Raw genomic sequence first — 12793 nt, 5'->3', positions numbered from 1 at the left:
TCAGACTAGCCCCAACGCCTGAAAGCAAAAGGTGCCACAATGGTGAACGGTTGGCGAACCTTTCGACAGCCTGGCATTATCTCAACGAGGGGCGTACCGCATGCAGGATTCAACGGTCAGCGTGCCCCAGGGAACCCCGGGCCACCCCCTCATCGAGCTCGGAGAACTGCTGCATCAGTACCACCTCGGGCTCGTACTGATCGCGGGTGTAACCGACCTCACGCCATCGCTCCCGGTGCAGTGGGTACACATCAGCGAGCTTGAGGATCCGACCCCCTTCCTTACCCCCTACACCGTCCTACTCACTACGGGTGCCCGGTTCGAGGCGGTCATTGAGCCAGCCGAAGCGACGGCCTATGTGCAACGCCTCATCGACTCAAAGACGACCGCACTGGGGGTCGCCGTCGGCCTTCACTGGGATCGCGTGCCCTCCTCGATCGTCGACGCCTGCGACGCCCTGGGCTTTCCACTCTTTCGCGTACCCTACGACACTCCCTTCATCGCGATCGTGCAAACTGCGGCCCGGCTCCTCGAGGCGCACAACCGCGAGCGAGATCTCTGGGCGATCGAGGCGCAGCGCGCGGTGGTCGCGGCTTCGCTCCACCGGCACGGCCTCGCGGCCGCCGTGCGCGAGGCCGCGGCCCGCCTCGGGCGCTGGGTGGCAATCACCGACCGCTTCGGCAAGATCATCGAGTTTGCGCCCTCCGTTCACCACTCCGAAGCGCGGGGTGAGTGGATTCGCGCGGAGGCCACTCGCCTCCTCGACCGGGGCGTCAGCGCGGGGCGCATTGGCGACCGGGACGGCGGCGGCATGCGGCTCGAGACCCTCGGTAGGCGCGGTCAGGTCCTCGGGGTGCTCGCAGTCGAGGATCGCGGCACCCCCGATAGCGCCGAGCGGGGCCTATTCTCCCTCATTGCCGCGCTCGCTACGGTGCAGCTCGAGCTACGCAGCGGCGCCGACAGTGCCCAGGCCGCCATTCGCGAGGCGCTCACGCAGGTCATCTTCGCGGGAGATCTCGATCTCGCACAGCAGCTCACCCGCCACACCCCGATCCGGCTCCCCGAGAACCCCATCGCGGTGCTCAGATACGACGCGCCGCACGCCACCGATCCGGCGTTCGATCAAGATCTTCGATCACTCGATGCCGGCAGCCGCGGGTTCGTGCGCGCAGGCACCTCGCCGCAACCCGTGATCGTCACCGAGGCCCGCCACCTCGCGTCCTTGCGCCGCGTATTCAATGCGCACGGCGTGCCGGCGGGCATCTCACAGCGGGCCACGATCGCGGAGGCCGCTAAGCTGCGCGAGCAGGCCGAGCGGGCCCTGGAGCACGCGCTCTCGACCGAAGCAACGGGCCCTGTGGACTACCGGCCCGCGGTGCACGATGGCGTCCTGCACCTGCTCGGCCGGGACCCCGAGGCCCGGGAGCGCGCGCTCAGCCTGCTCGCGCCGGTGCGCGAGCACGATGCGAAGCATCAGGATCAGATCGAGCGTGGGCTGAGCGTATGGCTCGCGCATCACGGTCAATACAGTGCCGCCGCCTCCGAGCTCGGGGTGCACCGGCACACGCTCAAGGCGCGGATCGCCACCGCAGCGAGCCTGCTGCAGCGCGATCTCGATTCGCCCGATGCGCGCGCCGAGCTGTGGGCTGCGCTGCGGCTTAGCCCCGGCGACTAATCGCGATAGGCGCGAACGGATCCCAGCCCCCGGGGGCATACGGGTTTCCGTCCAGTAGCAGCTCCGGATCGGGCCGCGCCTCCAGCACTCGACCGATCGCGCGGAAGCCGTCTGGCAGCCGTGCGCCCGGTGCGAAGGTCGCGAGCAGGCCGTGGTCCTCGCCGCCCTCGAGCATCGCCTGGATCGGCACCTCGATGCCCTGCTGGAGGCCGAATCCCTCGCGCAGCGAATCGCTTGCGAGGTCGATGCTGACGCCGCTGGCCTTGGCCAGTCGGGCTGCGTCGAGCGAGAGGCCGTCTGACACGTCCATCATGGCCGTCGCACCAGTGTGACCGGCGATCGGGCCAAGCGGGATCGGCGGGGTCGGTGCGAGCTGAGCGGCGAGTACCTCGGGGTGCTCCTGCCAGAGGGTGGCCAGGGTGCGCGCGTGCGCGACTCCCCCGTCGGATGCCTCCCGAAACAGCAGCGAGAGGCCGAGCCCGGCGAGACCGAGCTCGCCAGCGTACGCCACCGTGTCCCCCACGCGCGCGCCCGACCGGGTCACCGCGCCACCCGTTTTGACGCGGCCGAGGGCCGAAACGGCGGCCATTATGACGGGGGCGGTGCCGAGGTCTCCCCCAACGACGCCGCATCCCGGCGCGAGCGTGCGGCAGGCCGCGTCGGCCCCCTCGGCGATCTCCTCGAGCAGCGCCACCGGCGTCTCGTGGGGCACCGCGAGCGCGAGGGTAAGGGCCGTGGGCTCAGCACCCATCGCGGCGACGTCTGACAGATTGGTCGCCACGAGCTTCCACCCGAGTTCGAAGCCGCCGTGCCAAGCCAGCCGAAAGTCGGGGCCCTCGATCATCGTGTCGGTAGTGACGACGGTGTCATAGCCGTCGTCCGCGCCGAGCACCGCACAGTCGTCGCCCGGGCCCAGCGTGGCTGCGTTTGCGTGCGAGAGTTGCGCAAGGACCCTGGCGAGCACCTGCCGTTCCCCCGCTTGGCCGACTGTTAGCGAATGTCCCACCGTGTCCGTCACCCTTTCAACCTAGCGCACCCTCCGGCAACCCCCGCGCCCGCTCCCAGCCCGGTACGCGCCGGGCTGGGTAGGCTGGACGGGTGAAACGATCAGCATCTAGGATCCTCCGCGCCGTTTCGGCCGTCGCCGCAGCGTCTGCGCTGCTTACCTCCTGCGCCAGCACGGTTCCCATGGAACCCTCCGCGAACGCAAACGACCCGGCTTGCGCCGGCGTCACGGTGCGACTGCCCGATCAGGTTGCCGGCTTGGACAAGCGCACGACCAACGCGCAGGCCACCGGCGCCTGGGGAGAGACCGCTGCGGTACAGCTCGTGTGCGGCGTCGAGCCCAGCGGGCCGACCACGGACCAGTGCGTCGCGGTGAACGGTGTCGACTGGATCATCGACGACTCGGCGGCCCCGATCTACCGATTCGAGGCGTACGGTCGCGAGCCCGGCCTCGCCGTGTTTGTCGATTCAGAGGTTGTGAGCGGCACCGACGCGGTGCTCGACCTCAGCGCTGTCGCACGCCAGCTCCCCCAGACGCGCAAGTGCACGGCCGTGTCGGACACCCTCGAGCTCCAGTAGTCCCTGGCTGCAGTACTCCCGTGCGACATCGCCCCTGAAACGCGAAAAGGCGGCCCCCACAGATCGTGGGGGCCGCCTTTTGCGCTGCCTATCGCGCATTGTTTTTGGGCATAAAAAAAGGGGGCTGGTCCACAATACTGTGAACCAACCCCCACTAAAAGGTGTCCGGCGGTGACCTACTCTCCCACACCCTCCCGAGTGCAGTACCATCGGCGCAGTCAGTCTTAGCTTCCGGGTTCGGAATGTGACCGGGCGTTTCCCTGACGCTATAACCACCGTAACTCTATCAACATCACCAGCCACCCCAACTCCCCGTACAGGAGTCTTCTGGGTGTGGCCGTCCGTTGGGAACCACAAAGTAGACGCGAACATCGTTACATACAGAATCTATAACTTACATCCCCCAACCCAAAGGTGGGGGTGAAATCAAACCATCGGCTTATTAGTACCAGTCAGCTCCACACGTTACCATGCTTCCACATCTGGCCTATCAACCCAGTAATCTACTGGGAGCCTCACACACTCGAAAGTGTACGGAAATCTCATCTTGAGGCCGGCTTCCCGCTTAGATGCTTTCAGCGGTTATCCATCCCAAACGTAGCCAACCAGCCATGCCCTTGGCAGAACAACTGGCACACCAGAGGTCTGTCCAACCCGGTCCTCTCGTACTAGGGTCAGATCCTCTCAAATTTCCAACGCGCGCAGAGGATAGGGACCGAACTGTCTCACGACGTTCTAAACCCAGCTCGCGTACCGCTTTAATGGGCGAACAGCCCAACCCTTGGGACCAACTCCAGCCCCAGGATGCGACGAGCCGACATCGAGGTGCCAAACCATGCCGTCGATATGGACTCTTGGGCAAGATCAGCCTGTTATCCCCGAGGTACCTTTTATCCGTTGAGCGACAGCGCTTCCACAAGCCACTGCCGGATCACTAGTCCCGACTTTCGTCCCTGCTCGACCTGTCAGTCTCACAGTCAAGCTCCCTTGTGCACTTACACTCGCCACCTGATTGCCAACCAGGTTGAGGGAACCTTTGGGCGCCTCCGTTACATTTTAGGAGGCAACCGCCCCAGTTAAACTACCCACCAGGCACTGTCCCAGAACCCGATCAGGGTCCATAGTTAGATATCCAATATGACCAGAGTGGTATTTCAACAACGACTCCACCATAACTAGCGTCACAGCTTCACAGTCTCCCACCTATCCTACACAAGCCACACCGAACACCAATACCAAGCTGTAGTAAAGGTCACGGGGTCTTTCCGTCCTTCTGCGCGTAACGAGCATCTTTACTCGTATTGCAATTTCGCCGAGTTCACGGTGGAGACAGCTGGGGAATCGTTACGCCATTCGTGCAGGTCGGAACTTACCCGACAAGGAATTTCGCTACCTTAGGATGGTTATAGTTACCACCGCCGTTTACTGGGGCTTAAATTCAAAGCTTCGACCGAAGTCTAACCTCTCCTCTTAACCTTCCAGCACCGGGCAGGCGTCAGTCCGTATACGTCCACTTGCGTGTTAGCACGGACCTGTGTTTTTAGTAAACAGTCGTTCCCCACTGGTCTCTGCGGCCACCACACCCTTTCGGAGCAAGTCCTAATAAGTGGATGGCCCCCCTTCTCCCGAAGTTACGGGGGCATTTTGCCGAGTTCCTTCACCATGATTATCTCGATCTCCTGAGTATTCTCTACCTGACCACCTGAGTCGGTTTGGGGTACGGGCAACAGTAAACCTCGCGTCGATGCTTTTCTTGGCAGCATAGGATCACCTGCTTCCCCAAACGGGTCCGCATCGTGTCTCAACCTATATGAGTGACGGATTTGCCTATCACTCGGCCTACACACTTACACCGGGACAACCATCGCCCGGCACAGGCTACCTTCCTGCGTCACACCTCACGCTCACCACCCGAGTCTGGGTTCGCAGCCGCCACCCACACATCACCCGAAGGATCCACGTGAATCTTGGTTTGCTTAGCACTACTCGTTAGGCCTTTGACGGTTTACCGCCGGTACGGGAATATCAACCCGTTGTCCATCGACTACGCCTGTCGGCCTCGCCTTAGGTCCCGACTTACCCAGGGAAGATTAGCTTGACCCTGGAACCCTTGGTCTTCCGGAGGACGGGTTTCTCACCCGTCTTTCGCTACTCATGCCTGCATTCTCACTCGTGTAGCATCCACGGCTGGATCACTCCGCCGCTTCACTCGCCACACGACGCTCTCCTACCCATCCAACGGACTGAACCACGAAGGCTTGTCTATACGTTAAATGCCACAACTTCGGTGGCGTGCTTGAGCCCCGTTACATTGTCGGCGCGGAATCACTTGACCAGTGAGCTATTACGCACTCTTTCAAGGGTGGCTGCTTCTAAGCCAACCTCCTGGTTGTCACAGCAACTCCACATCCTTTTCCACTTAGCACGCGCTTTGGGACCTTAGATGGTGATCTGGGTTGTTTCCCTCTCGACTATGAAGCTTATCCCCCACAGTCTCACTGCTGCGCTCTCACTTACCGGCATTCGGAGTTTAGCTGACGTCAGTAACCTTGTAGGGCCCATCGGCCATCCAGTAGCTCTACCTCCGGTAAGAAACACGCAACGCTGCACCTAAATGCATTTCGGAGAGAACCAGCTATCACGAAGTTTGATTGGCCTTTCACCCCTATCCACAGCTCATCCCCTCAGTTTTCAACCTAAGTGGGTTCGGTCCTCCACGCGCTCTTACACGCGCTTCAACCTGGCCATGGATAGATCACTTCGCTTCGGGTCTAGGACATGCGACTGAATCGCCCTATTCAGACTCGCTTTCGCTACGGCTACCCCACACGGGTTAACCTCGCCACATATCGCTAACTCGCAGGCTCATTCTTCAAAAGGCACGCCATCACCCCTACAAGGAGGCTCTGACGGATTGTAAGCAAACGGTTTCAGGTACTATTTCACTCCCCTCCCGGGGTACTTTTCACCTTTCCCTCACGGTACTAGTCCGCTATCGGTCATCTGGAAGTATTTAGGCTTATCAGGTGGTCCTGACAGATTCACACGGGATTTCTCGGGCCCCGTGCTACTTGGGATACACACCACGCGGTAAAACCATTTCGGATACGGGACTCTCACCCACTCCGGTCCGCCGTTCCAAGCGGTTCTCCTATAGCTTCACTCTCACGTCGAAGACACGGCAGTATCTTCAGGCATGTCCCACAACCCCGACCATGCAACCCCTGCCGGGTATCACACATGACCGGTTTAGCCTCTTCCGGGTTCGCTCGCCACTACTACCGGAATCACTATTGTTTTCTCTTCCTGGGGGTACTGAGATGTTTCACTTCCCCCCGTTCCCTCTACCCGCCCTATATATTCAGGCGGGAGTCACCAGGTACGCACGCGCCCTGGCGGGGTTTCCCCATTCGGAAATCCTCGGATCACAGCCCGTTTATCGGCTCCTCGAGGCTTATCGCAGATTACTACGTCCTTCTTCGGCTCCAGATGCCAAGGCATCCACCGTTTGCTCTTAAAGATTTGAAATCACATAAGTATCAGAAAATCACACCAGCAAGCTGATGCGACCAATGAAAATAAATAAAGTATCAACAACAACCACAAGAGCTGTTGTTAGATGCTCGCGTCCACTGTGTAGTTCTCAACGTACGGTCGATCCCACCCCCACAACCAACACGTGCTGTGAGCGCAGGCCCGAAAACTCAGTCACCCACACACTCGAAAGCATGTAGCCGGCTGGGCCTTCAGGACCCAATAGTATGCACCATCTCAAACACTGCCATCAACCCCCACGCTTTCCGACCATCCCAAAGGACAATGTACTCACACAGAAACCAACACCAGCACTCCACTGTCAAATGTTCCACCCATGAGCACCCAGTAAGAAACATTCGTTCTTAATCTGGGCAATCTGCGCGACCATAGGTCACGAGTGCTCCTTAGAAAGGAGGTGATCCAGCCGCACCTTCCGGTACGGCTACCTTGTTACGACTTAGTCCTAATCACCAGTCCCACCTTCGACAGCTCCCTCCCTTACGGGTTAGGCCACCGGCTTCGGGTGTTACCGACTTTCATGACTTGACGGGCGGTGTGTACAAGGCCCGGGAACGTATTCACCGCAGCGTTGCTGATCTGCGATTACTAGCGACTCCGACTTCATGGGGTCGAGTTGCAGACCCCAATCCGAACTGAGACCGGCTTTTTGGGATTCGCTCCACCTCGCGGTATCGCAGCCCATTGTACCGGCCATTGTAGCATGCGTGAAGCCCAAGACATAAGGGGCATGATGATTTGACGTCATCCCCACCTTCCTCCGTGTTGACCACGGCAGTATCCCATGAGTTCCCACCATAACGTGCTGGCAACATAGGACGAGGGTTGCGCTCGTTGCCGGACTTAACCGAACATCTCACGACACGAGCTGACGACAACCATGCACCACCTGTATAGAAGTGTCCAAAGAGTTGACGATCTCTCGCCCGTTCTTCTATATGTCAAGCCTTGGTAAGGTTCTTCGCGTTGCATCGAATTAATCCGCATGCTCCGCCGCTTGTGCGGGCCCCCGTCAATTCCTTTGAGTTTTAGCCTTGCGGCCGTACTCCCCAGGCGGGGAACTTAATGCGTTAGCTACGACACAGAACCCGTGGAACAGGCCCTACATCTAGTTCCCAACGTTTACGGCATGGACTACCAGGGTATCTAATCCTGTTCGCTCCCCATGCTTTCGCTCCTCAGCGTCAGTAGCGGCCCAGAGATCTGCCTTCGCCATCGGTGTTCCTCCTGATATCTGCGCATTCCACCGCTACACCAGGAATTCCAATCTCCCCTACCGCACTCTAGCCTGCCCGTACCCACTGCAAGCCCGAGGTTGAGCCTCGGGTTTTCACAGCAGACGCGACAAGCCGCCTACGAGCTCTTTACGCCCAATAATTCCGGACAACGCTTGCACCCTACGTATTACCGCGGCTGCTGGCACGTAGTTAGCCGGTGCTTTTTCTGCAGGTACCGTCACTTGCGCTTCTTCCCTACTAAAAGAGGTTTACAACCCGAAGGCCGTCATCCCTCACGCGGCGTTGCTGCATCAGGCTTGCGCCCATTGTGCAATATTCCCCACTGCTGCCTCCCGTAGGAGTCTGGGCCGTGTCTCAGTCCCAGTGTGGCCGGTCACCCTCTCAGGCCGGCTACCCGTCGTCGCCTTGGTGAGCCATTACCTCACCAACAAGCTGATAGGCCGCGAGTCCATCCACCACCGATAAATCTTTCCCACAACAGGCCATGCGGCCATTGTGCATATCCAGTATTAGACACCGTTTCCAGTGCTTATCCCAGAGTGATGGGCAGGTTACTCACGTGTTACTCACCCGTTCGCCACTCATCCACCCCAGCAAGCTGGGGCTTCAGCGTTCGACTTGCATGTGTTAAGCACGCCGCCAGCGTTCGTCCTGAGCCAGGATCAAACTCTCCGTAAAAAATTACATGCACAACCCATCACCGGAATAAGGCAACGAGCGTGCGAGTTCAACCTGACAAAAACGAACATCATTACTGACGTTCATATATATTTTGTCCAAAAGGAATCGCCATCAACCAGACCACAAGGATCCAGCGACGGGATATAAAATTGGCATTTGACATTTCAAGTGCACACTATTGAGTTCTCAAGGACCAGACATCCCCCGTACCAGCCAAAGCCTTCCGAAAGACAACTTGTCTAATCTACCACACTTTCGAGTGGTGTTTACCGCAAGCTAATGTAGCCGGCCCGCCCTGCGGCCCGGCTTCGTTGCGGCGACAAGAGATAACATTACGCAGTTGTCGGGGCGAGGGCAAACCCGGGCGGTATCCGTGGCGTGTCGCGCAGGTAAACGGCATGATTACGCCAAAACCATCTCGGGGCGCGAAACCAGGCAGGACACCTCACCCCGCAGCCTGACCACCAAAGCCCCCACCGTGAAGACGAGGGCGACGCCGGCAAGGACCGGCTGGAAGGGCGCAAACCAGGTCAGCGCCCCCGTGTATCCCAGGGCGAGCAGCGCAATCTTGTTGCAGACCGGGCATCCCACCGCGAACCAGGCGAGAAATCCACCGGCCATGCCAAGCCGCGCACTGCGCGTGGCGTCACGCCTCCGCTCCCCCGCGGTTTCTCCTCCACTGGGCGTACGCACATATGTCGCGGCCAGCATGCCCGCCGCGATCGAGGTGAAGAGCCACACGGGATAGTTCCACCAGACCGCGGCAATCTCGCGCGTAAAGAACTGATTGGGGATGAGCACGGTCGATGCCCCCATCAACACGAGAAACACGGCGCTGAACCCGGCTGCCCACAGCCATTTCTTCCCCGACCACTGCCTGATGGCCTGAAGGGCCAAACGCAGTTGGGTACCGATCCGGAGCTGCAGGTTTCTCGCCATAATCGCACCCTACACAACAAAGCTCCCCATACCCGTTGGGGTATGGGGAGCTGAGTAGTGCGAACGCCTGTGTCTAGTAGGCGGGGCGCTTCTCGATCGCGAGCTCAATGAGCTCGGTGATGAGTCCGGTGTATCCGAGCCCCGACTCCGCCCACAGGCGTGGGTACATCGAGACGGGAGTGAACCCGGGGAGCGTGTTGATCTCGTTCAGCACCGGGCCCTGCTCGGTCAGGAAGAAGTCAATGCGTGAGAGACCTGCGCACTGCGCAACTTCAAACGCACGAACTGCTGCGCTCCGGATAGCCTCGTACTCGGCGTCCGTCACTCGGGCCGGCAGTTCAAGGTCGATGCCCGCAGCACCCAAGTACTTGGCCTCGAAGTCATAGAACTCGCGGCCAGAAAACACGATCTCGCCAATCACCGAGCTGGCGCGCGGGCTTGCCCCGGCACGTCCCTCAAGCACAGCGATCTCGACCTCGCGGCCGGTGACGCCCGACTCGATGAGCACGGTGCGATCCTCGGCGAAGGCCAGTTCGAGCGCGGCAGGAATTTCGGCGGACTCGATGACCTTGCTGACACCCACCGATGATCCGGCGCGAGCGGGCTTAATAAAGAGCGGGTAGGTCAGACCCTCATCGAGGCGAGTGGCGAGCGACGCGTCGCGCTCGATCTCGTCAAGCGTGACCGTGCGCCAGGGCGCGACAGCAATGCCGGCTGCAGCAAGCACCGTCTTGACCGCGTGCTTGTCCATGCAGAGGGCGGAGCCCAGAACACCGCTTCCCACGTAAGGCATATCGACAAGGTCGAACATGCCCTGCACCGTACCGTCTTCGCCGTAGGGGCCGTGCAGCATGGGCAGCACCGCGTCGACGTGACCGAGCGACCGCAGCGAACCGTCCTCCGAAATCACGGTGATCGCGCGAGTGTCGAGCGACGCCGGCCACAGCACGCGCGTGCCATTGTCGCTGACCTCGGGGAGCGCGCCGGCTTCGAGCCCGTACGCCTCGAGGTCGTCTTCCTGCATCAGAACCGTGGCGCCACGCTTGGTGATACCGACGGGAATCACGTCGAACGCCTCACGGTCGATGGCGCGCAGCACGCCCGCCGCGGTCACGCAACTGATGCCGTGCTCGCTGGAACGACCGCCAAACAGCAGCACTACGGTGCGCTTTGACGAGACCTGGGCCTGGGTGGAGTCACTCACTAGTGGGTTCCCTTCATACGGTTCACGAAGCGCTGCCATCGGCCGGGCGCCTGCCCGCCGATTTTGAGCTCGGGTTGCGGCACGCTGTCCTCGGTCGCGAGGTGCGGGCCAAGGTTCTTGGGTGCCATGGTGCCCTCAAGCACCATCTGCACCTGCTCAACGATGGGCATCACGATGCCGCGTTCGCGTGCGAGCTCGAGCACCGGAGCCACCGAGGTGATGCCCTCGGCGACCTGGTTCATCTGCTCGCGGGTCTCCTCCTGCGAGTAGCCCTGACCGATCAGTCGACCGGCCGTGTTGTTGCGCGACAGCGGCGACTGGCAGGTCGCGATCAGGTCGCCGAGGCCCGCGAGCCCCGACATCGTGGCGGCCTCGCCGCCCGAGACAATCGCAAACTCGGTCATCTCGGCGAGACCGCGCGTGATGATGGCTGCCTTCGTGTTCTCGCCGTAGCCCACGCCGTCGACGATGCCGATCGCGAGCGCGATCAGGTTCTTCAGCACGCCGCCGAGTTCAGTACCAACGACGTCGGTGTTGACGTAGGTTCGGAAGTACGGGGCCGATGCAGCGGTCGCGATCTCTTCCGCGACCGAGAGGTCTGCGCACGAGGCGACTGCGCCCGTGGGCTGCTCCTTCGCGATCTCAAGCGCGATATTCGGGCCCGAAACGACCGCAATGCGATCCGGATCAAGATCGAGCGTGTCAGCAATCACCTCTGACATGCGCATGGTCGTCGTCTTCTCGACGCCCTTCACGAGGCTCACGAGCACGCTGCGCTCGTCGAGGTGCGGTTCGATGTCGAGCAGGTTCTGGCGCATCGTCTGGCTCGGGACCGCGAGGAACACGAGCTGGGCGTCCTTCAACGCTTCGGCGAGATCGCTCGTCGCATTCAGCGACTTCGGCAGGTTAATGCCGGGCAGGTACTGGCTGTTGCGCTTTGCGATCTGAACTTCGTTCGCAACCTCGGGGCGGCGAGCCCACATCGTGACGTCGCAGCCCGCGTCGCTGAGCACCTTCGCGAAGGTGGTGCCCCAGCTTCCCGAACCAATCACGGCAACCTTGCGTCCGCGATTGCGCGCGGCTCGCTTGGCCACCACCGGATTCGGTTTCGTTGTCAAAATCGTCCTGTCTCACTTTGCTGATGCTTGTTCGGATCCCAGCGCTCGGGCGGCGGGGTCTCGCCGCGCAAGTCGGCCAAGAGATCGGTGATTGCCTTCATGAGCTCTGCCGTGGCCGCGTTGATCGCCTTTTGATCGATGTGACCGGCACGATACTTGCTCAGATCAAGCGGCTCCCCCACCGAAACCTCAATGGTCTTGCGTGGGAAGGGGTGAATCTTCTTGCCGTAACGGGGCATCAGCTTCTGCGTACCCCAGTGTGCAACGGGAATCAGCGGAATACCCGACTCGAGCGCGAGACGAACCGCGCCGCTCTTGCCGCGCATGGGCCACAGGTCCGGATCGCGGGTGAGTGTGCCCTCGGGGTACACGATCACGCCGGAGTCATTCTTGATCAGGGATCCGGCCGCGCCCAACGCACCGCCAGTCCCCGTTCCCCGGCCTGCGCCCTCGCGCTCGACGGGGACCTGGCCCGATGCGCGCATCAGCCAGCCGAGTACGGGAACCTTGAACAGGCTTGCCTTCGCCATAAACCGCGGCAACCGGCCGAGATGCCACACCGCTGCACCCATCGCGATCGGATCGATCTCGCTGTAGTGATTGGGGGCGAGGATGAAGGGCCCCGAACGCGGCAGCTGTGACTGCGGCGTGAATCGGTAACGCGCCATCAGCGACCATGCGGGCAGTGTCACGCCGGCAAGAATCCAGAACGCGGAAGGCCGTCGCTTTTCTGCAGAAGGCCGACTGCGCAGCTTTACCGTTTCAGTCATGAATCAATTATCTCGAATCGCGCGCGCCG

The 12793-nt window shown here is 61.0% G+C and carries 7 protein-coding genes and 3 rRNA genes; 2 read left to right on the top strand and 8 right to left on the bottom strand.

Annotated elements, in window-relative coordinates:
• Window positions 1–100 precede the first annotated feature (100 nt).
• The gene (locus tag C795_RS0111500; RefSeq protein ID WP_017793904.1) at window positions 101–1675 is read left to right on the top strand and encodes a PucR family transcriptional regulator; all 1575 of its coding nucleotides are present in this window, start codon (window positions 101–103) and stop codon (window positions 1673–1675) included.
• On the opposite strand, the gene thiL is transcribed toward C795_RS0111500, so the two are convergent.
• Window positions 1659–2681 carry a thiamine-phosphate kinase gene (thiL, locus tag C795_RS0111495; RefSeq protein WP_026139639.1) on the bottom strand — a complete coding sequence of 341 codons (1023 nt, stop codon included), beginning with the start codon at window positions 2679–2681 and terminating at the stop codon, window positions 1659–1661. The genes C795_RS0111500 and thiL overlap by 17 nt on opposite strands.
• Before the next feature lie 92 nt (window positions 2682–2773).
• Between thiL and C795_RS0111490 the strand changes: the two genes are divergently transcribed.
• Window positions 2774–3259 (top strand): DUF3515 family protein, encoded by a 486-nt coding sequence (locus tag C795_RS0111490; protein WP_026139638.1) that lies wholly within the window; start codon window positions 2774–2776, stop codon window positions 3257–3259.
• Between the two features lie 163 nt (window positions 3260–3422).
• Here C795_RS0111490 and rrf read toward each other — a convergent pair.
• From rrf to C795_RS0111455, 7 genes are all read right to left on the bottom strand, one after another.
• Window positions 3423–3539, bottom strand: a 5S ribosomal RNA gene (rrf, locus tag C795_RS0111485).
• Between the two features lie 142 nt (window positions 3540–3681).
• A 23S ribosomal RNA gene (locus tag C795_RS0111480) occupies window positions 3682–6787 on the bottom strand.
• 417 nt (window positions 6788–7204) lie between these two features.
• Window positions 7205–8730 (bottom strand): 16S ribosomal RNA (locus C795_RS15920).
• Together the 16S, 23S and 5S rRNA genes form the textbook arrangement of a ribosomal RNA operon.
• A 405-nt stretch (window positions 8731–9135) precedes the next feature.
• The gene (locus tag C795_RS0111470) at window positions 9136–9672 is read right to left on the bottom strand and encodes a hypothetical protein (RefSeq protein ID WP_017793901.1); all 537 of its coding nucleotides are present in this window, start codon (window positions 9670–9672) and stop codon (window positions 9136–9138) included.
• A 73-nt stretch (window positions 9673–9745) separates the two neighbouring features.
• The gene (locus C795_RS0111465; RefSeq protein WP_017793900.1) at window positions 9746–10876 is read right to left on the bottom strand and encodes a D-alanine--D-alanine ligase family protein; all 1131 of its coding nucleotides are present in this window, start codon (window positions 10874–10876) and stop codon (window positions 9746–9748) included.
• Window positions 10876–11973, bottom strand: a complete 1098-nt coding sequence (locus C795_RS0111460) for an NAD(P)H-dependent glycerol-3-phosphate dehydrogenase (protein WP_017793899.1) — start codon at window positions 11971–11973, stop codon at window positions 10876–10878. Before C795_RS0111460 ends, C795_RS0111465 begins: the two co-directional genes overlap by 1 nt.
• A gap of 17 nt (window positions 11974–11990) precedes the next feature.
• Window positions 11991–12764 carry a lysophospholipid acyltransferase family protein gene (locus C795_RS0111455; protein WP_026139636.1) on the bottom strand — a complete coding sequence of 258 codons (774 nt, stop codon included), beginning with the start codon at window positions 12762–12764 and terminating at the stop codon, window positions 11991–11993.
• Between the last annotated feature and the right edge of the window lie 29 nt (window positions 12765–12793).

Source organism: Leucobacter salsicius M1-8 (assembly GCF_000350525.1).
GTDB classification, from domain to species: Bacteria; Actinomycetota; Actinomycetes; order Actinomycetales; family Microbacteriaceae; genus Leucobacter; species Leucobacter salsicius.
This window is presented reverse-complemented; position numbering and strand designations above follow the sequence as displayed.

Bases quoted from the DNA above. Each gene is read 5' to 3' on its own strand.
- C795_RS0111455 (WP_026139636.1), bottom strand. From the start codon at position 12,764: ATGACTGAAACGGTAAAGCTGCGCAGTCGGCCTTCTGCAGAAAAGCGA.
- C795_RS0111470 (WP_017793901.1), bottom strand. From the start codon at position 9,672: ATGGCGAGAAACCTGCAGCTCCGGATCGGTACCCAACTGCGTTTGGCC.
- C795_RS0111500 (WP_017793904.1), top strand. From the start codon at position 101: ATGCAGGATTCAACGGTCAGCGTGCCCCAGGGAACCCCGGGCCACCCC.